The organism is Campylobacter troglodytis (assembly GCF_006864425.1).
In the GTDB taxonomy this organism is placed as follows: Bacteria; Campylobacterota; Campylobacteria; order Campylobacterales; family Campylobacteraceae; genus Campylobacter_D; species Campylobacter_D troglodytis.
This window is the reverse complement of sequence record NZ_QHLI01000010.1, coordinates 21,455-44,331: the sequence shown is the minus strand read 5'-3', so window position 1 is coordinate 44,331 and position 22,877 is coordinate 21,455. Positions and strand designations below refer to the sequence as shown.

Below are 22,877 nucleotides of genomic sequence, written 5' to 3'. Positions count from 1 at the left end.
AACTTATATTTGTAAGTTAGGGCGATAAAATTTAGGTTCAATTAAATTTAACAGAATTTTCTTGGCTCAATTAAACTTAACAGGATTTTCCCTTATCAAATTTAATAAATTTTGATGAGAATTTTGTCCTAAATTTTTTGTATTATTTGTAAAGTCAGTTTCCTTTAAATGAAGGACAAGATTTTCTCTTTTAGCCCTTAAATTTAGCTAAACGCAATTTCGCAAAATCACTTCTGCTTACAGTTACAAGAGTACGAAGTAAAAAAATTCACAGTTTCATTGATATGATTTCGCAAGTATGCAAATTCATTTTTATTATGCTTTACCCTATAATAAGCTTTTGCTACGCAAAAGAACAAGTATGTAGCACGCAGTAAAAAATACTTCGTAATTTCTTAAATTTCTTTTGAGAAATTCATAAACGGACTATATACTTGTTTTTTATCGGTATAATCATAACTTGAAGCTCATTTATTAGAGTTTAAGTTAAATTCAGCCTACTTATTTTTCATTTTGTGCTTTAAAATGATCTTGTATCAAATTAAAATATCTTGAATCAAAATTCATTTTTAAGAAATAATCCGCTACAATTTCCCCTTACATTTATCTCAAAAGGATTAAAATGCCAATAAATAAGAGCTATGGGGGGGGGGGGGTTAGTCTTAAAGCTTTTATGTTTTTTCTTAGTAAGCTCGCCCATTTTTGCTAATCAAACAAACACAAATGCCATTTATATTAATGAAAAAGACATAAAAAACAATGGATATGATGATTTAGAGCAGGTTTTAGGCTTGGAGTTTTTGACACAGACTAAGCTTTTTTTGAATCAAGCAAGGCTTTTAAATTTTAAAAGCATAAATTTACACAATGTCGAACTTATTGAATTTACACCCAATGCTAGTGGCGTGCTTTATGGCACTCGCGGCAGCGTTGTTAATATCATCAGCAAAAAAGCCCCTTATGAATTTTTAGATTTTTCACTTAAAGGCACGAGCGGAGAAAAAAGTGCTTTGCAAGGCGGTGCGCTTAATATTAATGGTGCTAAAATCATAAATGACAAGGTTTTTATAAGCACTTCTTTGAGTGCAGATTATACCCCATTTTCTAGAAATACAGGTTTGAATGAGCCCTTTCAGTTTGTGATATATACCACTACAAATCCTTGGACTAGAACTCCTTATCTTCGTGGTTGGCGTCAAAACTGTCCTAAAGAACCAGCTTTTGTGGGTAGTGATGGTAGGGCTTGGTATTATGAATGCTTAGAATATAGAGGTGCATACAAAAGAGGTGATTATGCAGCAAGCCTAGGAGCAAATGTAGAAATTCAATATGAAACAAGCCTTGATGAATGGATAAGTTTTTATTCTAAGTATAATTACACTTTGAGGTCTGAGCCTGCTAAGAGATTAAATACCATAACCCCTCGCTGCATAGCTGATGACACGCAGCCAAGTGGGTATGCTTGTTCCTTTTTTGATTCAAACGCACAGTTTAATCATCTCACAAAAGATGAGCTTAAAAAAGAGTGGCGTTACAGCGCAAGTGATACTATAAATAAATTTGTGATTAATGATTTTCAAGGCTTTTTAAGCTACGAAAAGCAAGGCAAGAGCCTTGATTTTACAGTTTTGGGAAATTATCATTTTAACAAGGTGCTTTACGGATTTAGCGATCTTAGTGATGGCTTTGATACAAGAAGCTTTCAAGGAAGCGAGCTTAATCAACATAGTGCTAGCATAAATTTCAAGTTAAAACACCATATAAATTCAAATACTTTGATTTTGGGACTAGATAACAGTCTTGATTATGCTAACCGCAAGAGCAAGATGAATTATCACTATGATGATACCATTCAAACAAGGCATAATACTTATTCATTGATGAGTGGGCAAAAAACGGTTTTTTCTCCTTATATTTATGAAAGTTGGCACTTAGCCAAATGGTTTGATTTAAACGGCGGGGCTAGGCTAGAATACAGCAATTATCTCGTTAATAACGAGCAAAGCTTTAACTGCTACTCCACAGATACAAATGCTTGCACACAAGCACAGTATCTAAGTAATCCAAATTTTAGCCACCGTTTCAAACGATTCGCTTATGCTCTTGATTTAACGCCAAATTTTAAATACAGCAACACAGGAAATATTTATATAAAAGGTGAGCTTGGTTTTATAAGCCCGGATGCCTTTGAATTTATTGACATTAACCCTAATGATGAGAACGAGTTAGTAGGCAATGGAGAGGTTAAGGCTCTTTTGACAAATAGCTATAATGACTTGCAAAATGAGCGTTATTTCAAGGCTGAGCTTGGTTGGCAAGAGCATTTTTATCTCAACGAAAAAATAAATGCTCGTATATTTTTAGCAGGACATTATACAAAAAGCTTTGATGAGATCTTTTTTAATCAAAACAGCACTATGAGTTATATTTATAGAAATTTAGGCGATACACAAAGGGTGGGCGTTGATTTTATTTCTTCTCAAAACCTTGGTATTTTTCATTTAAGCCAAAGCGTGGGCTATACTTGGACAAGCATTATTAATGCCAATCAAGCTTTTGATGAATTAAAATCAAAGGAAATCCCTTTTGTGCCAAGGTTAAGGGCAAATGTTAAGCTAGAAATTGATCTTTTATCAAGCTCAAAAAATAAGCTAAGACTTGTGTTAAATCCCTCCTACACAAGCGAACACACAAGCCTTAAAATACCTGATTATACCTTGGGCAAAGCAAATGAGGGCGGGTATTATCTTGTTAATGTAGGATTAAACTATACACTTGCTTTAAACAGCCACAAATTAACACTTTCAGCAGGGGTGCGTAATCTTTTGGATACGCTTTATAGCACTTATGCCCAAGGCGATGAGCTTGTTTTAGCGATGGGAAGATTATATTTTGTGGAGTTTAAATACAGCCTAAAATAAAATTTATTCCAAAATCACAACTTTTTTTGTATAATTATCATCAAAAAGGCTTGGCTTGAAGAGAATTTTTACCTTTGTGCTTATTTTTGTATCTTTTTTGTTTGCAGGTTCTGATTTTAAGGTATATTTTAAGAGCCTTAAAAATCATAATGTTTTAGAATTTAAAAACCCATTTTTTTATGCAGAGTTAAAAAGTGATGATTCTTTACACTTGCAAGCCATTCAAAACAAAAAACTTCAAGCCCTTGAATTTAAGCTTGAATTCAAGCCTAAACAAGAATTGTAAAATTAAAATCCTTCTGCAAGAAAGCTAAATTTTTAACAAAAAATTCAAAGCTTTTGTGTAAGAAATCTGAATTTTTAACACAAATTCAAGCCTTTTAACAAAAAATTCAAAGCAAAAAGCAAAAACAATAAAGCCCCATTTAAAGCAAAAAAGCAAAAATCCGAATTCAAAACAAAAAATTCACACCCTTTTACAAAAAATTCACATTTTTTAGGTTAAAACAAGTCTTTTTAAGCTAGTTTAAAGTTCAATTTATATATTACTTTGTTTTTTCAAAGGCTTTGATGCTTTTTTAAAAAGCTTTGAATTTAAATTTGTTAAGTAGTAATGGCGACAAGGTGGTTTGCAAGGTTTGCAGACTCGGATTAAGACGAACTAGCTTGCAAGGTTTGTAGGCTTACTTGCTAAAAGACAGTTTGCAAGACTTGCAGATTAAATCAAGACAAGCCAACTTGCAAGATCTAAGCCACTTTGCAAGTAGAAAAGTAGCTTGTAAGGCTTACAAACTGGATGGCTAGGACAACTTTATAAGATTTTGCAAACAGTTTGTAAGACAAAGCCTCAATAACAAGCAAATAGTAAGCAAATAACAAGCATTTTTTATCCAAAAGTGATGATTACTTGCAAGGCATTTTTAATAATAAAGCAAAAATTAACAAGCAATGGTATCAAAAGATGATGTAATAAATAGGCTCAAGACACTTTAATCTGATACAAGATCATTTTAAAGTATGGAGAACAAAATGAAAAATAAATATATGATTCATTCCAGAATTGTCTCAAAAGAAATTTAAGGAATTTTGAAGTATTTCTGCCTTGATTTAGAGGCAAAAAAACGCTCAAATTTGCCAAATTGCACAACAAAGTTTGTGCAAAATTTTCAAAGAAATTCGCATTTTAATCGCAAAAGAATGCGAAAAAATCTCTAAAATGAGTGGTAAGATTGAAGTTGATGAGAGTTATTTTAGTGCAAAAATAGTGCGTGGTAAGCGTGGACGTGGGGCTGGAAAAAAGACACCTGTGTTCGGTATGTTAAAGCGAAATGGTTGCGTTTATACGCAAGTTGTAAAGCACTGTTCTGCCAAAGAGTTGCTGCCTATAATAAAGGACTTTGCGGAGCTTAACGAGTGTGAAATTTATAGTGATAGCTGGAAGGCTTATGATGGCTTATTTGATTTTTTGCTTCGTTACACTAGCAACTTTGCAAGAAGGTGCAAAGGCACATTATATGGTAAAACACGCCAAATTCGAGTTTGCAAATGGACGAAATCATATCAACGGAATAGAGAACTTTTGGGGCTTTGTAAAGTTTAGATTAGCTAAATTTAGGGGCATAAAAAAAGAAAATTTTGTCCTTCATTTAAAAGAAACAGAATTTAGATATAATACAAAAAATTTAGGACAAAGTCTTTATCAAAATTTATTAAAGTTGATAAGAGAAAATCCTATTAAAGTATCTTGAGCCAAAATCTTTGAGTGAAGCGAAGATATGAAGTTTTAAATTTAGCTTATTTTAAGCAAAGCTTTTTTTGTATTTAATTCTAAATTTTTATAAGTATTGAGAGAAGATGTTAAAGGCGGTGTGAATTTTAACATAAAATATGGAGTAACAAATGGATTTAAAAGATACTGACGAAACACGCAAACTTTTCAATAAATATCAGCAAATTTGGAGCCCTCAAAGAGTTGAAAATATGACCTTAGAGCAATACATGGGCTTAAAGGGCGATGGGGATAGGGATGATTTTTGCTATTGGATAGAAAGCAAACTTGATACATTAGGCAGTATATGGGGTGGAAGTTCCTTTAAATTTGGCATTTACAAAAGAGATGATAACACCCAAAAAGAACACGAAAAAGGCAGAATGTATTCAGACGACTATGCTTGGTGGAAAAAGTATGGCGATAAGCCGACAGCAGCTTTTGAAAAAATCAAATCGTTGATTTTGCAAGTCATTGAAGCTAGTGAAAATAATGATTTGGCTAAAATAGACAAGATAGACTTTGGACACTCATACAAATGGAAGATAGCCTTTCACTACCAAAACCCTGATGATATGAAAATTTTTCCTATTTTTAGAGAACAAACACTCAAAAAAATCGCCGAAGAAAAGTTGGGAGACAAAAAACTACAAACTTCACAAATTTACGAAAAGTTAATGAATGATAGAATTTATACACTTGAAGATTCTAAAAAGAAAGAAGAGCAACTTTGGAAACAATATGGCGATAAAAATGACAAAGACAATGACGAGTATAACCAAATGCAAAGTAATGAAACTATGTCAAACAAAAATTCACACAAAAATCCGCCTTTGAATCAAATTTTATATGGACCGCCGGGCACAGGTAAGACTTATAGCACCATAAATAAGGCTTTGGAGATTTTATGTAATGAAAAATTCGCCCCTGCTATAAGCGATAGAGATGAAATTTTAAAACTTCTTGCAAAACTTAAAGACAACCCAAGCAACAAGGATGCAAGGCAAAGGGCAAAGGCAAAATTTGATAAATTCCGCCAAAATGGGCAAATCGAGTTTGTTACCTTTCATCAAAGTTTTTCTTATGAGGAATTTGTGGAAGGCATAAAGCCTGAAATCGCCCAAAATTCAGCACAAACTAGTGAAAATGTAAATTCAAAAGAACTATCTTATAAAATCGAGGCTGGGATTTTTAAGCAAATTTGCGAAAGGGCTTTGCATAAAGAGTATGAAATTTTAGACAAGGAAACGAATTTTCAAATAAGCGACACGACAAGGGTTTGGAAAATATCCATTGTGGCAAAAAGCGAAAAGAAATTAAGAGAAAAGATTTTGGAACATTGCTTAAATAATAATGAAATTAGAATTGGCTGGGCGGATTATAAAACGGATGAGCAAGTCGCTACGCTTGGTGCGAACGCTCAAAGTAGCATTGAGCAGTTTGAAAATGCGAGTGTGGGGGATATGGTTTGCGTTTTTGAGGGCACAAAGGGCATTATAAGGGGCGTTGGTATCATTGATGGCGAATTTTATTGGGATAATGATAACGCAGATAAGGATTTGCAGAGGTATCCAAGGGTTAGAAAGGTTAAGTGGCTTGATAAAAATGAAAGGGATATTTATGATTTGAGCGGGAATTTAACGCTGAAAACATTTTATCCGCTTGATAGGGTTAAGGCGGTGAAGCTGCTTGATAGGATGGCAAAAAACACAAAATTAGTTGTCGATAATACGCAAAAGCCCTTTATTCTCATAATTGACGAAATAAATCGTGGCAATATCAGCAAGATTTTGGGTGAGTTAATTACGCTTATAGAGCCGAGTAAAAGAATCGGAGCAACTGCGTGTGTCGCTGCCTTATAGTGGGCGTGAATTTGACGGCGGCAAGGGCTTTGGCGTGCCAAGCAATCTTTATATAATCGGCACTATGAATACAGCTGATAGAAGCATAGCCTTGCTTGATACCGCACTTCGTAGGCGATTTGACTTTGTGGAGATGATGCCTGAATTTAGCATTTTGAGCGAAAATTGTGAGGGCGTGAATTTGCAAAAATTGCTTAAAGCTATGAATGAGCGAATTGAGTTTTTGCTCGACAGGGAGCGAACTATAGGGCATAGCTTTTTTATGCGTGTGAGCGATTTAAGCGACTTGCAAGGTGTTTTTAAAAATAAAATCATCCCGCTTTTGCAAGAGTATTTTTATGATGATTATGCGAAAATTGACGCGGTGTTGAATAAAAATGAAATGATAAAGCCAAAGAAAAGCCCTGAATTTATGGCTGAATTTAGCGATTTTGAAAGCGAAAAAATCGTGTATGAAATCACAAATTTTAATGAGTGGCAAAAATGGCAATTTGAAAGAATTTACGATAAAAACGCCAAAAATGCAGAAAATTTAGACGAAAATGACGAAGACTAAAACCCTTTGTGTGTGCGAGTGGCAGGCATTTGGAGTTGATGAGATAAGGGCTGTGCTTGTAAGATCTTACAATTCACAAAATGCCACTTTTTGTCATTCTGAGAGAGTGCGTAGCACGAGCGAAGAATCCACAGCCCAAAAAGAACGCTTAAATTTACAAATGGATTCTTCGCTTTCTACGAAAGCTCAAAATGACAAAGAAAGACAAGAATTCGACAAAGCCTTGCAAGAAAAGGCTACAAAAATTTTCAAAGAATTGCAAGATTTTGCCGATGAAAAGGGCAATTTTGATGATAGAACGGGCAATCATATCTTTTTAAATCATTATGGCAAGAACAGCCTTAAAGCACGAAATTATGTCGGGCTTATACAAACTAAAAGTGGCTTTTGTTTGGAGATTTTGCCAAAGACTTTTCGCGATAGCGAGGGGTTTAAAATTCAAGGCTGCACTTGCACCCCCTTTACAAAAGAAAAATGCGAAATTTGCAAAGCCAAAAATATCCTATTAAATATGCTTAAAACCCTTAAAAATTCGCCTTTCAAACAAAGCCATATTTCAAATTTAAAAACCCAGCATTTACCTTTGCTTGAAATCTTTGCACTAATGTTTTTAAACGAGCTTGAAAGGCTTATCAAAAAGGGTTTAAAAAGCGATTATGTGGAGCGTGAGGAAAACCGCAGATTTTTAAAGGGCAAGCTACTTTTTAGCGAGAATTTAAGGCAAAATTTCGCCCACAAAGAGAGATTTTTCACCACAAGCGATGAATTTACCTCTGACATAGCCCCAAACCGCCTTATAAAATCCACGCTTTTATTGCTAGCAAGGCTTAATTTTAGTGCTAAAACTAGCCAAAAAATCGCCCAAAGTCGCTTTGTATTTGATGAGGTGCGAGCGAGTGTGAATTTCGACAAGGACTTTACAAAAAGTGCGAATTTAATCCACTATCAAGGCTATGAAAATCTGCTTTTGTGGTGCAAGGTGTTTTTAAAGCGGCAAAATTTCTTGCCATATCAGGGTAGCCAAAAAGCCTTTGTGCTGCTTTTTGATATGAATGTGCTGTTTGAAAGCTTTGTGGCTTGGTGTTTGAAACAAAAATTTGGCAAAAAATATCTTGTAAAATCCCAAGAAAAAGCCAAATTTCTAGCACGAAAAGACGAAAAAGAAAAAGGCAAAAAAGATATGTTTCAAATAAGGCCTGATCTTGTAATTTATGATAAAAAAGAAGTTGAAAATAGCAAAAAAGAGAAAAATAGCAAAGATGAAATGCCTTTGCCACTTATAATCGCTGATACCAAATGGAAAATTTTAAATTCCAGCAAAGATGATTACGAAATTTCGCAAAGCGATTTATATCAAATCTTTGCTTATCTTGCAAAATATCAATGCTACAAAGGCTATCTCATTTACCCTAAAATTCAAGGTGTAAGCAGTGCTAATGTTAGATTAAAATACAAAGCTAGCTTGTGTTTTTGCGAACAGCCACGCAAAGACGGCAAAAACAAAGAAGTAAAGCCGCACGAGTGCAAATTAAAGCCACACAAGGACATTGAGTTAAACATTCATTTTTTTAAGCTTGAAAAATATATGCAAAAAATTCACGGAATTTAGACAAAAAGGCGTGAATTTTTTCAAAAATTGCTAAAAATTCACAAAAGCTGCCTCAAAATGAAGTGCAAAAATCGCCACCTCACAAGCTAAAAATTTGTTTTTTCAATGTAAATGAGCCTAAAATATCCACAACTTCATTGAAGTTATAATTTTAAGGAAGTAACACAAGATGAAGTTTTTTAGAAAAGGAACTTGTTTCGGTAAATCTTAGCTTGTGGCAAGAAGCCTAAATTCAAGTTTTTTAAAAAAGCAAACAAAAGGCTTAAAGATGCTGGGCAAATTTAAAATGTTAAGAAGATCTTAAAAAGAGGGTAAATTTTGTCGATATGGGGTATAGGTTTTCAAAAATATTATATAATTAAAACTATTGAAAATTTTAGTGCTTTTGGCTTTGTCTTAGAGCTTTTCTAACTTTGAGGCATTGTTTGAGGCTTTAAGGATGGCTTATGTTAAAAGAATTACTCGATATAAAAAAAGAAATGGAGCCCATAATACACGAGGCTGGTGTCAAGCTAAATGTCATAGCAAGAGAGGTTATAACTAGGATAAGAGAGTATGATATTTACGGACCTATGATAGATAGGGTTTATCTTGACAATGCCATTTATGTAAAGATCATGTCTACAAGTAGGGATTCAAAGGCTCAGCAAGTTGATATAAAAAGTGGCTTTTATATGGTTTTTTCTGCACCTGAAAAGGGCACGGCTGAGGATATAAAAAATAGATTAAAGGTAGCTTATGAGGCCTTTGAGGATAGATTTATTAGAGAACTTATCAAGCATTGTACTCGCTTTAAGGAAATAGTTTCAAAGACTCAAACCACGCTTGGCAAGGCCTCAGGCGGCATGAATGTAGTTGTGGAGACAAATTTAGGCATAGCCTCACCTGGTGCTAAATTTACCATAACCATAAAATACGCCAAAGAAGGACAAAAGCTAGGAAGGGACAATGTCAAATCGGCTGGTTCTTTTAGAGATACAAAGACCATTATAAATTTAATAGTAGAAAAAAGCACAGACTCAAAGCTTTGCGAAAAGCTCTTAGATGATGTTGAAAAATATTTCATCGGAGGTGGCACTACCTAAATTTAAACAGTGGCCAAATTTATAGGGGCTTTATGAGCTAAGTTCTTTAAAAGTTGAATTTCAAAGCGAAGAAGATCTTTTAAATTTGAATTTAAAGCTATTTGAAAGAAGGCATTACTTAAACCTCTTAAAAATATCTTATTTTTGGATAAAGTTGATTTAATTTTCGATTTTTTGGGCTTTTTGAGTTGCAAAGTAAGTGCTAGAATTTGTTTGGTGTGGCTTTTTTAAAAGTGTTGATTTGTCATTTTAAGCCTATGGGCGAAGAAGTCATTAAATTCAAAACATTTCTCCACAAATTCGTTAATTCTTGACACACATTTAAAATGAGAAGAATTTCGTCATTTTAAGTCTATGGGTGAAGTAGCTTGCAAGACGTAGCACAAGCAAAAAATCTCTTCAACTATGAGATACTTTGCATTCTATCAGTATGATAAATATGGTATTTTATTTAAAATCAATAGCTTTTTAAAATATAGCCTTTGGTGTTTTAATTTCTAGCTTAAAATTTGAGTTAAATATATGTGAATTTTCTCTTAGTAGTTTCAATACAATTTGATAGATCTCATAGTTCTTTTTTCTTGCACTCTCATCCCCTCTTTCTTTAAATTTTTAGCCAAAACAACTAAGATTCAAAAATCTTGATCCAAGCTTGTTGTTTTCATAAATATAGTTTGTTTGATAAATCATCTTTGCTTTATTTACAATACTTTGTTTGACAAGTTTGACAAAGAAACTTTGTTTTAAGCTCTTATAAAGATAACAAAACAGCATATTTTCGGTTTTATCTCAGACAAGTAAGGAACGCTTTGCTGAGGCTACAACTAAAACACAAAAAGCTCCTTTATAAAAAAGTTTGTTTTAAGCTACTTCTCTTAGACAAGACTTGTCATATTTAGGCCTTGTGTGAAATATCTCTAAATTTTAAGGAGCTACTTCTCTTAGTATGACAAGACACAAGTTGAGATACTTAGCACACGCTTAGTATGACAAATGAGGGCTTGAAATACTTGACTTCGCTCAGATAGACAAGGCTTGTAATTTTGAGTGTAACTAAAAAGCTTTAAAGATAAGCCTACTTAGTGCGACAAAATTATTACTTTAAGTTTGCAAAGTAAAAAAGGCTTCATCTAAGATAGCTTACTTATTCTTAGCCTTACAAAGGCTTTAACTTAGCTAGTTTGCAAGGCACAAGAATAACTTTTTTTAAATTTTTCATACTTTTCAAAAAAAAAAAAAAAAAACGAAATTAGGGTATAATTACGAGGTTTGGCTGCTGTCTTTTAAATGCTTTTGCAAAGGTTAGCTTATAAGTTTTAAATAGCTTATTAAAAAGGATGTTTTTTAAAAAATGCTTGTTGAATAAAGGCTAGATAGCAAGTTTTTAGCTTATTACAAGATACTACACACGACAAGCTTGTGCTTTATATAGAAAATTTAAGGAAAGAAGATGTATTTTAAAAAAGAGGATTTATTTGAAATAAACTGTGAATTTAAGCAAGAGGGTTTAAGCCTTGTGGCTGATCTTAGGGGGATAGATCTTAAAACACTGATAAACAATTTAAACAAAGAGAATTCTTTAAAAGACACAAACGGTCAATCCCTAAAAGATGGTGTAAATTCAAGTAGCACAGTTTCAAACAAAGCTTTAAATAAGGATATAAACCCACAAACTCAAATTTTAAAAGGTAACACAAACAATTCAAATGAATTTAGTAAAGAGTTAAATGAAAGCACAAAAAATTCAAACCAGCAAAATAAAGACGAGTTAAATGCCCTCGCTCAAAGCCCAACACAAGCGTCCCCTCGCTTTAAAGAGCTAAGACCTGAGGGACTGATCTCACAAACTCCTATTAAAGCTGTGCGGCTTAGCTTAAAGGATGAGAGCATTAAAGAATTTAGCGAGTTTATAGCACTTGAAGATGGTGGCTTTGAGCTAAATTTAGAGGGGCTTTATGAGCCTAGTTATTTAAGAGTTGAATTTCAAAGCGAGGAAGATCTTTTAAATGCGAATTTAAAGCTCTTTCAAAGAAGGCATCATTTAATCATTTCAAGACGGTCTGATGCCTTTGGATCAAGGATGTTTTCTCAGCTAAATGCCATGTTTTTTGCAAAAAAATTTGGCTTTAAATTTGGCTTTGTCTGGGATAATACGAGATTAAAAGACATTGAATACTGCCAAACGGATACAGAATATGAGGTATTTAGCCAGGAGTATTTAGAAAAGTATTCTTACACAAGTTTAAAGCTTCCCTTTACCCAGCCAGCTCAAAATGGTATGCCTGCCTCCTTTTGGCTTATGAAGGATGCTTTGACAGCTCCTCTTTATGAAAGCTTTGGGCATGTGGCTTCTTATTATAGACCTGCTTGGCAAAATATGAAGGATCTAAGCGAGGATGAGTATAAAAAAGAGTTTAAGGCACTTTTTGATAGCATTGATTTTTCTCCTACTTATAAAGAGCTTTTAAAAAAAGCTGATCTTGGCTTTGAGTATGAGGCCTTGCATATGAGAGAAAGCGAGATAGTATACTACTGGAAGCATAGAATTTTCCCCCTACTTATATACTACTTCCCTCAGCCCTTAATCTTAGATCTTGTAAGATCTAGGCTAAAAGAGAACAAAAAGATCATGCTTTTTTGTGATGATCAAACTTATGCAAAAGACATCAAGGCTCATTTTAGCCAAAGTGAACAAGTTAGCATCTTTATAGCCTCTGATTTTTTACCCAAAACGGATCTTTCAAAGGCTAAGAATGCCTTCTTTGAGCTAATGCTAATGTCCAAAGCAACTGTGATTTATGGCTCTATGGGCTCTATGTTTAAATTATTTGCTAGCTATCTTGGAGGCATAAAACAAGTAACTATCAATGAACTTTGGACACCACAAGAACAATACGATCTTATAAAAAAGGATCTGAATAAATTTAAGCTTAGCAATGAAGATTATAAGCTTTGCTCACTTGCCCTGCTTCATCACTGGGCTTATAGGGTTTTGAAAAAGGATGAGGATGAGTGCATTGAGATAGTTGAAAAAATGCTTGAAATTGATCCTACAAATTTAGGATGTAAGATCAAACTAGCAAGCCTTTACATAAAAAAGGGCGATTTTAACAAGGCAGGTGAGTTTTACAAAGAGGCAATTGAGCTAAATCAAAATTACACAGTAGGGCTTTTAAGAGGAGAGTACAAAGAAGATCTTAATCTCATAGCCTTAAATTTCGATAAAAACATCTATCTTTGCTGGCTAAATACCCTTTGTAATCCAAGCAAGGACGAAGTAGCCAAGCTAAAACAAGCCCACGCCAACGAAGTAGCCAAGCTAAAAGAGCAGTGGGAAAAGGCAAAGAAATTCAAGGAACATTTATCCTACAAGCTAGGAGAGGCCTTGATGAGAGCTTATTCTAAGATGTGGAGTGGGCAGCTTATGTACTTTTTTTGCTATGAGGCTTGGAAGATCAAAAGAGAATTCAAAGAAAAAAAGGCTCAAGAAGAAGCTCTAAAAGAGCTTTCTCAAATAGAAGATCAGGCTTTAAGTGAGGCAGCTAAAAGCTAAGATTTAAAAAGAAATTGTTAGCTTAAAAGCTCTTATAGCCTTTTGATTTGCTTATTGAATTTAAGCCTAAATTCAGGCTGTGCTAAATTAAGCTGAATTTAAATTTTAGCATTTTTGAGGTGCTTTTAGAAGGGCTTGTTACGGTTTAAAATTATAGATCATGCTGAATGCGAGCTAAGCTCTTAAATTTAACTCTTTTTTAAAAATCTTAGGCTCTTTTTCAAAAAAGTATTGATTTGAGACAAAATACCATATTTGTCATTATAAGCCTGTGCTAAGAATTCAAAAACAAAAAGCAAATTTTGAAAATCCTTTGGTTTCTTCGCCATCCTCAAAATGACACAACAATTTGTCATACTAAGTCCATTTTTTATCATTTCCAGCCTATGCCAAGAATCCAAGAATTTATAAAGAAGCACCTTGAATTTACGGCTTCTTCGTCCATAGGTTCAATGACAACTCAATACTTTTTTGAAAAAGAGTCAAATATTAATTTTGACATACAAGCTTATAACATTGATCCTTTAAAAAAGATAGCAAGTTATAAAATTTGAGAAGCAAAAAACTCTATTAATTTTTTAAATTTGAGTTCTTTTAAGTTTGCAACTGAGAAGTTTTGTTTATCTAAGTGTGTGCTAAGAATTCAAAAACAAAAAATCAAAGCTTAAAAATCATTTGGATTCTTCGGCCTGCTACCGCCTCCCTCGCAATGACAAAACAATTTGTCATACTAAGTATCCTTCTTGTCGTGAGCCTACTTCTTGTAAAGCGAAGTATCACTTTACAACTTAGAGATTTTTCGCCACTTAAAATGACAAGCTTTGAGTTTCTCAGCATACATCAAAGCAGACAAAGAGCAACACTTTTTGAGCCTTGAATTTATCTATCTTGACAAAGTAGCTTTTAGAATTTAAAGATCTTTCGCACAAAGCCTTAATATAACAAGCCTTGTCTAAGTGCAGTAACTCAAAACGAAGTTTCTTTAAAAAACAAAGTTTATTTAGTAAAGTTGGCTTATTTAGAAAAAGAATTTTCTTTGACAAAGTCTAGCTTTTTTAGAAAACGAAGTGTATTCTGTAAATTCTAGCCTCTTTTTAAAATAAAATTTCTTTGACAAAGCCTTGTATTCTTAGACATAATCAAATTTCTTTGACAAAAAGAAGTTTTTGTCCCACAAAATGCTTTAAAAATTCAAGGCAAATTTTCTAAGTTCCGTGTTTCGTAATCCGCCCTCAACCATCTAAGTTCCGTATTCAGTCCTCCGCAGCTTGTAGTTTGTAATCCGTCCTCCATCCTCTGTATTATATTCTCCGTACTCCGTGTTTAGTATCTATACCCAACTTGCAGCCAAAACTGCCTTCCCACCTCGTAGCTTAAAGTGGGGCTACTTTTTGAGCTATTATACACTGTTGTAACTGTTCGATCAAGCACATTAAAGATGTCTATATTTGCATAAAAGATGCTTTTGTAAAGTCTTAGATCAAAGCCCACACGCATATCCCAGGTTAAGGCACCTCCTATGCGAGTATCATCATAGATATAAGGATCCACCAAGGACCCAGAGCCTCCTCTTGAAATGGTGGTTTTGTAAGCACTTCTGTATCTAAAAAAATTATTTATTAAATAACTAGTTCTGCCTAGCTTAAAAGAATGAGTTGTATTAAGCCTTAGAGTATGAGGACGGGCAAAATTTGCCACATTGAGATCTGCTATTCTTTGTAAAGACCCCCTATAAAGCACATAGGTGTTTGTAGCTGCTGGATTGTAGCTTTGTGCGTAGTCGTTGTAGCTTCTTTTGGTGTTTGTATAATCATAAGCAAGGCTAAAATAATTGCTAAAAATGCTTAGCTCAAAAGGCTCGTAGTTAGCAAGGCTAATTGCAACTATGTCGCTATCGCTTTTGCCGTTGTTATCATAGGTATAAATGGGATTTTGAGGGCATTCTCCATTTTGGTTTAAAATGCAGGTCCTTCTTACCTGATCGCGCCCGAAGCGGTGGATGTATTTTGTATTTAGCTCAAAAGCTCCAAGCTGTTGGGTAATGCCTATGTTTAGCTCATCATCATAAGGGATTTTAATCTTTTTGAAATTTGTATCATTTGTGCCTATATTAAGCAAGGTATTCTCATCAAAGGCTTCATTTGCATCGCTTCTAAAATAATTTTCCTCCAAGGCACCAAGGCCGTCATTAAATCTATAAGCAAAAAGGCTTCGTCCGTAGTAACGATTAGCTCCTAAATTCAAGCTTGTTCTGCTTTTCCAAGGTGCTATGTAGCTTAGAGCAAGACGCGGTGCAAGGGGGTATTTTGACATATAAGTATCATGATCCATTCTTAGACCCAATCTAGCATTTAGCCCTCCACCCTTTCCTAAATCAAACTTTATCTCATCCTCAGCAAAAAGGGCTAAACTTGTGCTATCAAGGGCAAATTTACCTGCCTTAAAGCTTTGAAGTAGCATGAAATACTGCCCCTCGTTTGTAGATGGGTTAAAATAGCAATACTCATCCACACAGTCTGCATTTGCAAGAGGAAGTGCCACATTTGCTAGATAAGAATCTTTAAGCCTATGAAAATAAGCCCTTGTGTAGCCAAGCTCAAAGCCAAAATTCAAGGCATTTTCAAATTTTTCACTTGCATATGGAGTGATATTTTGAGTAAGCCTTAAATCAACTTCATTTTGTTTCATATCCTCATCTCCATAACCACCCTCCCAAGACTCCCCAAAGGAATTGCCCCAGTTCTTTGTAGCTGAGTAGCTCCATCGCTTTTGCACAGCCTCCTTGCTGCGTCTTGATTCCTCAAAGAAATTCACATTGGCACTTGCTGTTAAAAAGCCAAAATTATTGTCTATAATGGCCTTCGTGCCAAATTGATGACCGCCCATTTTGATGGTGGTATCTGAGTCTTTTGCATCGCTGTCAAAATATCTGTTGTATTGAGGCATAAAGGCGTAAGAACTTTCCAAAAAGAGCTTGTCAGAGGCTTGATAATGAGCCTTTACAAAGAAATTATAGCTTTGCCTTAATTCTTTTTTATCCTTATAAACTACTTCTTGTGAATTTTCATCCATACTCTCAGGGTTTTTGCGAGGGATAATGCTTTGTGTAGTGGTAAAGCTAGCAAGTATGCCAAAGTTTTCATTGATCTTGCTTTCAAAAGAGGAGCGAAAGGAATGCTTTGTGAATTTTGGCTGATTTCTACCAAGGGTAGATCTTAAAAAGGCTTCTTTATCCCCAAAGATATGATAGTTTGTAAGAGAAAAGGCTCCCTCATTTGCATTTCCTTGTGAAATTTGATAAGAAATATTCGCCCCAAAGTCCTTCTCAGCCCTTTTAGTAGTAGCCTCCACAACCCCGCCCGTAAAGCCTCCATAGCTTGCTGCTATGTTTGAATCTTGCACCTTTATACTTTCAAGCAAGGAGGTGTCGATGTTTAAGGCTTGAGAGCGACCCACAAAGCCTCTTTGCTCGGCTGGGGTGTAGTCTTCATTAAAGCCAAGAGAGCTTGTGCCTATGCCAACCCCTCCTGTTAGATCGTTATTTGCTGACATACCGTCGATTATAAAGGCATTTTGATAGTATAGCCCTCCGCTAATGCTTATTTTGGCGGGATCTATTTCGCCTGGGCTATTTGAGCTTAAAGCCTTGTTGTCAAATTGCACATTTGGCAAAACCCTTAAAATGCTTGTTATATCGCCATTTCCTGTGGGATTTTTTGAAAGATATTCTTGAGATAAAGATGAACCGCTTTGATATGGAAAAAGATCTGCTTGTATGGTGGTTGATTCAAGCTCAAATTTTTTAAGCTCATCATCTGCAAAACTTGCTACTGTTAAACTGAACACAAGGGCTAATTTTATTTTCATACTATTTTTCTCCTTGAATTTATATGCAAGGATTATAATATATATTTTCATAAATTTTCTTAAATTTCGTTTTTTTTTTTTTTTTTTGTAAATGTGTAAATTTAGGAAAATTTAATTTTATAAATGATAAGATTTTCATTCATTTTAAGTATGAGGAAATGATAATGAGACAACTATTAATCTTGCCTTTTTTGTTTTTTATCCTAGCTTGTTCAAGCAAAAATCTCACAAGCTTTGAAAAGAAAAATTTTAGCATACTAAGCACCAAAGATAATGCAAAAATCTCTTATGAAGACTTTTTATCAAAGCTTTTAAACTACGACATAATCATACTTGGAGAAAGCCACGGCACTAAGGATCACCATTTAGCTGAGCTTAATATAGTAAAATACCTTGCAAACAAAGAAAACATAAGCCTTGTCTTAGAGATGATGGATGAGGATAAGCAAGGCTTTATAAATGAGGCTAAGATGAAAAAAGATGCTATTTTAAAAGAGGATTTGGCTTTGAATTTAAAATGGCAAGATGAATGGGACTGGGAGGATTATGGCAGGGTGGTGGAGTATGTTTTTTACTCAGATTCTAAGCTTGTGGCTGGAAATTTAGCTAGATCCAAGCTAGAACTGATTTATCAAAACAAAATGAAAGCCCTTCGCGGAAAGTATTCTATAAATGATAGGGTTAAAAGCATACTTAAAGATGCCATAACTCATTTTCATCCTATGAAAGAAGAAGTAGCAGAGCTCTTCGTAAAGGCACAGCAGTATAAGGATAGAACTATGGCTTTAAGGCTTTTGGAGCAAAAAAATAAAGCCATCTTACTAACAGGTATGTATCACGCTAGTAAGGAACTTGGAGTACCCTTGCATTTAAGGGATTTAGATGATAAAAAGTCTGTTGTTGTGGTGGCTTTAAGCAAGGATGGTGTAAGCAAGGATGAGGCGGATTTCATCTTTGATTTTGGAAGCTGAGTTTAAAAGGGCTTAAATTTCATTGACAATTAAGCTAAAATTAACTATAATCTCACTTTTTATTGGGGTGTCGCCAAGTGGTAAGGCAACAGGTTTTGGTCCTGTCATTCGGGGGTTCGAATCCCTCCTCCCCATCCATTCTTTGCATCATTTTAAACATACTAAGTTAATCTTCTTTGTAAGCAGTTCTTACAAAGGGTGCTTTTATGCAAAACGCAGAGTAGAGCAGTGGTTAGCTCACCGGGCTCATAACCCGGGGGTCGGGAGTTCAAATCTCCCCTCTGCAACCAAAACTTTTGCCACTTCCTTTCTTAACAATTTAAAATCCCCTTGAATTTAAAGATTTAATCTTAATTAAACTTAGTCAAAAGATACTTGAATGAAACTTTCTTATCAACTTGAATAAAATTTAAGTTTGTTTTAAATTCAAGCTTAATTTAACTTCCTTTAAACAAAGATTTCGCCTCATAAAGTCTTTAATGCTTCTAGCTTAGAAATTGACAAATCACATTTTGACTCAAGACAGTATCAAAATTTATTAAACTTGATAAGATAAATCCCATTAAAATATCTTGATCTAAAATTTTTTCTAAGTCTTATGCAGAAGGCTTTTCTAAGATTTTTTTAAGTTTTGGTGGCTCAAACCTTAAGGCTTGAATTTTAAGTTAGCAAGACAAAAGATCCTTTTAAGCTTTTTCTCATAAATGAATGTTTTTCATAAAGCAAACTTAAAATTTGAGTTATAATATTGTTTTAATTAAGAGCTTTGTAGCGTTGATTTATAAGCTTGAATTTTTTAGCCAAGTGCTTAAAATTTTCAAGCCCCGCTTAATCAAAAAATTATTTTTCGATAAAAGATTTATTAAAATATAATTTGCAACTTATAAAATTCACATTTAAAATTCACATTTTTTAATATGTAAGCGATATAAAGAAACAAAATTCAAGGAGTTTTCAATGCTTCGCATCATCAAGCATAATCTAGCCGTTTATTTTATGGTGCTAGCCTGTCTTGAATTTTCTTTTGTAGGTGCCTTTGCAAAGCTTTTAAGCGAGGATTTACCAGCCATTGAGGTGGTTTTTTTTAGAAATATCATAGCAGCTATTTATCTTTTTTATCTTTATAAAAAATCCACCCTCAAAGAGCGAGAGGGAGGGCATTTGGGGCTTTTAATCTTTCGCGCTATAGCTGGGGTCATTTCTGTTTATTTGCTCTTTTATAATATCGAGCATATAAGCCTTGGCGGGGCTTACGCCTTTCACAAAAGTGCTCCTATCTTTGCTACCCTTTTGGCTTTCTTTGTTTTCAAAGAAGTGATAGCACTTCGTGGGTGGTTTGGCATTATTATAGGCTTTTGCGGTGTGCTTTTAATAGCCCAGCCCTGGGCAAGCGAGGAATTTCACACAGGATTTGATCTCAAAAACTCCATCCTAGGTGTGCTTTGTGGCTTTTTTTCAGCCGTTTCTGTTTTAAGTGCAAGAGAGCTTCGCCACTACTACACCACTGAAAAAATAGCCTTTTCCTTTATGTTTATAGGAACTCTCGTTCCGCTTTGTTCTATGCTTGTGGGTGAGTTTTATGCTCCAAAAGAGCTTGATTTCTTGCTTTGTGAGTTTAAGATGCCAAATTTAAAGGCTTTAGGCTTCATAGCCCTTATGGGCTTTTTTGGTGCCATTTATCAAATCCATCTTACAAAAAGCTATGGCATAGCCAAAAAAGCGGGCATTGTCGCAGGGGTTAGCTATTTAGATGTGGTTTTTTCGCTGATCTTGGGGCTTTTTTTAGGAGATGCCTTCCCTAGTTTTATGGTGTTTTTAGGCATACTTGGCATTATAGGAGGAGGCATTATCTTGGTTTTGGATAAAAATAAAACATAAAAGCCTTCATAGTGCTTTTATCAAGTTTAACAAATTTTCTTTTTCAAATTTGCTTTTAGATAAAATCTTTGTCATTCTTTGCAAAAAATGGATTTATGGGGTGGGTATAACAAGGCCACCGACATCTCACTACTAAATAAAGCCCAATTCATCCGCAAAGATTGTCATATTAAGCAAAGAGATCAGAGGATTACAAGCTTAACCCTTGCAAAAATATCTCAAAATCTTTGTCATTCTTTGCGTGTTTTAAGAATCAATGAATTTATAGAAAAATTCCTTGAATTTATGGATTTTTCGTCCGTAGGCTAAGAACGGCAACTCAACACCTTTTTTGAAAAAGCCAAATTTAAATAAAAATGTTTCCTTGAATTTTTTATCTTAATATTATTTGCCAAACCCAGAGGATTTTTCAAATCAAAAATAAATTTTTTTCGCCTCTAAATTCAGTCAAGGCAAGGTAGCAGTGTTTTAAACGATTACACTGTGTTTTTACAAGCTAGCTTTATTATTAGGCACTGTTTTTTGCAAGTAAGGTCAAAAAGAGTTTAAAAGCTCTTTGACTTAATCGCTATTAAAAGCAAAATGCAAAAATTAAAAAAAGCTTCCTAACTTAGACCTTGAATTTAGAAAACACAGTATATATTTATTTTTCATTTTGCCTTGCAAATTTTAAAATTTTCTCGCACACAAATTTTAAGATCTTCTTGCACAAATTAAAATATTTTAAACGAAACTAATTTAACTTTTTTTAAGCAAAACTCATTAAAATAGCGTAAAAATTCAGCCAAAGGCTCAGTTATGCTTCGCATCATAAAACACAATCTTAGCATTTATTTTGTCATCATTGCAAGCTTAGAATTTGCCCTCGTTGGAGGCTGTGCTAAGATTTTAAGCGATGAGGGTTTGCCAAGCATTGAGATCATGTTTTTTCGCAACATAGTAGGCGTTTTTTTCATACTTTATCTATTTAGGCATCTTAGAGTACACAAAGAAGGGGGACATCTTTTTTTGCTTGTATTTAGAGGACTGGCTGGGACCTTATCTCTTTACTTGTTTTTTTACAATGTATCAAATATCTCCCTTGGAGGAGCCTTTGCCTTTCAAAAGATAGCTCCCATCTTTATAACCCTCATAGCCCTTGTGCTTTTTAAAGAAAGCATAGGCTTTCGTGGGTGGTTTGGGGTTTTAATCGCCTTTGTAGGTGTGCTTTTCATCTCTCAGCCTTGGGCAAATCCTGACAATCACACAGGCTTTGATCTAAAAAATTCAAGCCTTGGAGTGTTAAGTGGCTTTTTTGGAGCCCTAGCAATTACTAGTGCTAGAAGATTAAGAAAGTATTATTCTACCGAGCTAATAGCCTTTTCCTTTGTCTTTTTAGGGGCATTAATGCCCTTTTGTTCTATGATTGTTGGTGAATTTTACGCACCACAGTGGCTTGATTTCATCATAGCTCCCTTTGTTATGCCAAATTTAAAGGCCTGGGCCTTTATCATCATAATGGGGCTTTTGGGTGCCATTTATCAAATTCACATCACCAAGGCTTATGGGGTGGCAAAAAAGGCTGGCATTGTGGCAGGACTTAGCTATTTAGATGTGGTTTTTTCTTTGCTTGTTGGCATTATCTTAGGGGATGATTTGCCAAGCATTATGGTATTTATGGGTATAATAGGGGTCGTTTTTGGTGGCTTAGTTTTAATAAAAAAGGATAAACATGAAAAAAATGATACTCATAGCAGGACCTTGCGTCATTGAGAGCAAAGATTTAGTATTTAATGTAGCTGAGGCTTTGAGTGATTTAAATTCACACGAAAAAATAGATTTTTATTTCAAATCAAGCTTTGACAAGGCAAACCGCACAAGCATAGAAAGTTTTAGAGGACCAGGACTTCAAAAGGGGCTTGAAATTTTAGCCCAAGTAAAAGAAAAATTTAAGATGAAAATTCTAACAGACATACACGAAAGCAATCAAGCAGAGCCTGTTTCAAGAGTAGCTAATGTGCTTCAAATCCCTGCCTTTTTGTGTCGCCAAACTGATTTACTCGTAGCAGCAGCTAAGACAAAATCAAAAATAAACATAAAAAAAGGACAGTTTCTAAACCCAGCAGACATAAAATACAGCATCAAAAAGATCTTACAAACAAGAGGAGAAAGTAATGAGGGCTACGAAGCAGCCAAGAAATGCGGTGTATTTGTGGCTGAAAGAGGATCAAGCTTTGGCTACGGAAATCTTGTAGTAGATATGAGAAGCTTGCTTATAATGCGTGAGTTTGCCCCTGTAATCTTTGATGCCACACATAGCGTTCAAATGCCAGGAATGCTAGGCGGAAAAAGTGGGGGAAAAAGCGAGTTTATCGAGCCTTTAGCACGCGCAGCTGCTGCTGTGGGCGTAGATGGCTTTTTCTTTGAAACACACATAAATCCTTGCGAGGCCTTGTGCGATGCAAGTAATCAGCTAACACCAAAGCGGCTAAAAGAATGCGTAGATACACTTTTTAAGATAGCTGATTGTGTGTGAATTTTTGCCTTGAATTCTTATGCTTAAAACTTATGTGAAATTCAAAGCCTTGAATTGGACCTTGAGTAAAAACCTCGCTTTTCAAAGAGCAAATCCCAGCTTAAAAAGAGACTGTGTTTTTAAATTTTCAAAAGTATTTAAAAGTGAATTTGCCTTTTAGCCACAAATTTTGAAGGCTAAACATTAAAACTAGCAAAATTACAAACATTAAAGCCTTCATAACTTAGTGTTTTAAAAAGTCAAAGGATTATCTGAGATTTTGTCGTGTTGGAAAGGACGAAAGGGAGGAGGT

The 22,877-nt window shown here is 34.6% G+C and carries 12 protein-coding genes, 2 tRNA genes and 3 pseudogenes; 15 read left to right on the top strand and 2 right to left on the bottom strand.

The window, feature by feature from the left end; translation table 11 throughout:
• Nucleotides 1–66: 66 nt before the first annotated feature.
• A pseudogene (locus DMC01_RS14780) lies at nt 67–344 on the bottom strand (hypothetical protein); the annotation flags it as partial.
• 297 nt (nt 345–641) lie between these two features.
• Between DMC01_RS14780 and DMC01_RS03530 the strand changes: the two are divergent.
• The 8 genes and pseudogenes from DMC01_RS03530 to DMC01_RS03495 all read left to right on the top strand — a co-directional run bounded on the left by DMC01_RS03530 (nt 642) and on the right by DMC01_RS03495 (nt 13,908).
• Nucleotides 642–2,921, top strand: coding sequence for a TonB-dependent receptor (locus DMC01_RS03530; protein ID WP_142692902.1), 2,280 nt, complete (start codon nt 642–644; stop codon nt 2,919–2,921).
• 55 nt (nt 2,922–2,976) lie between these two features.
• On the top strand, nt 2,977–3,207 hold the full coding sequence (locus DMC01_RS03525; RefSeq protein ID WP_142692901.1) for a hypothetical protein: 231 nt from the start codon (nt 2,977–2,979) through the stop codon (nt 3,205–3,207).
• Between the two features lie 797 nt (nt 3,208–4,004).
• Nucleotides 4,005–4,669 (top strand): annotated as a pseudogene (locus tag DMC01_RS03520) (IS1595 family transposase).
• Between the two features lie 802 nt (nt 4,670–5,471).
• Nucleotides 5,472–7,107, top strand: a pseudogene (locus DMC01_RS03515) (AAA family ATPase).
• Entirely contained in the window at nt 7,094–8,716 is a 1,623-nt protein-coding gene (locus DMC01_RS03510; protein WP_142692900.1) for an McrC family protein, read from the top strand. Before DMC01_RS03515 ends, DMC01_RS03510 begins: the two are co-directional and overlap by 14 nt.
• A 446-nt stretch (nt 8,717–9,162) precedes the next feature.
• Nucleotides 9,163–9,801, top strand: a complete 639-nt coding sequence (locus tag DMC01_RS03505) for a hypothetical protein (protein ID WP_142692899.1) — start codon at nt 9,163–9,165, stop codon at nt 9,799–9,801.
• Between the two features lie 1,450 nt (nt 9,802–11,251).
• Complete coding sequence (locus tag DMC01_RS03500; protein ID WP_142692898.1) at nt 11,252–13,354, top strand: tetratricopeptide repeat protein; 2,103 nt, start codon at nt 11,252–11,254, stop codon at nt 13,352–13,354.
• 302 nt (nt 13,355–13,656) lie between these two features.
• On the top strand, nt 13,657–13,908 hold the full coding sequence (locus tag DMC01_RS03495; RefSeq protein WP_142692897.1) for a hypothetical protein: 252 nt from the start codon (nt 13,657–13,659) through the stop codon (nt 13,906–13,908).
• Between the two features lie 769 nt (nt 13,909–14,677).
• On the opposite strand, the gene DMC01_RS03490 is transcribed toward DMC01_RS03495, so the two are convergent.
• On the bottom strand, nt 14,678–17,221 hold the full coding sequence (locus DMC01_RS03490) for a TonB-dependent receptor (protein WP_185908662.1): 2,544 nt from the start codon (nt 17,219–17,221) through the stop codon (nt 14,678–14,680).
• A gap of 164 nt (nt 17,222–17,385) precedes the next feature.
• Between DMC01_RS03490 and DMC01_RS03485 the strand changes: the two genes are divergently transcribed.
• The 7 genes from DMC01_RS03485 to kdsA all read left to right on the top strand — a co-directional run bounded on the left by DMC01_RS03485 (nt 17,386) and on the right by kdsA (nt 22,585).
• Nucleotides 17,386–18,192, top strand: coding sequence for a ChaN family lipoprotein (locus tag DMC01_RS03485; protein ID WP_185908660.1), 807 nt, complete (start codon nt 17,386–17,388; stop codon nt 18,190–18,192).
• A 63-nt stretch (nt 18,193–18,255) separates the two neighbouring features.
• Nucleotides 18,256–18,330: transfer RNA gene (locus DMC01_RS03480), tRNA-Gln, on the top strand.
• 76 nt (nt 18,331–18,406) lie between these two features.
• Nucleotides 18,407–18,482, top strand: a tRNA-Met gene (locus DMC01_RS03475).
• Between the two features lie 667 nt (nt 18,483–19,149).
• The gene (locus tag DMC01_RS03470; RefSeq protein ID WP_142692894.1) at nt 19,150–20,070 is read left to right on the top strand and encodes a DMT family transporter; all 921 of its coding nucleotides are present in this window, start codon (nt 19,150–19,152) and stop codon (nt 20,068–20,070) included.
• 87 nt (nt 20,071–20,157) lie between these two features.
• Nucleotides 20,158–20,379 carry a hypothetical protein gene (locus DMC01_RS03465; RefSeq protein WP_142692893.1) on the top strand — a complete coding sequence of 74 codons (222 nt, stop codon included), beginning with the start codon at nt 20,158–20,160 and terminating at the stop codon, nt 20,377–20,379.
• 489 nt (nt 20,380–20,868) lie between these two features.
• On the top strand, nt 20,869–21,822 hold the full coding sequence (locus DMC01_RS03460; protein ID WP_142692892.1) for a DMT family transporter: 954 nt from the start codon (nt 20,869–20,871) through the stop codon (nt 21,820–21,822).
• Nucleotides 21,782–22,585 carry a 3-deoxy-8-phosphooctulonate synthase gene (gene kdsA / locus DMC01_RS03455; RefSeq protein WP_142692891.1) on the top strand — a complete coding sequence of 268 codons (804 nt, stop codon included), beginning with the start codon at nt 21,782–21,784 and terminating at the stop codon, nt 22,583–22,585. Before DMC01_RS03460 ends, kdsA begins: the two co-directional genes overlap by 41 nt.
• Nucleotides 22,586–22,877: the final 292 nt, after the last annotated feature.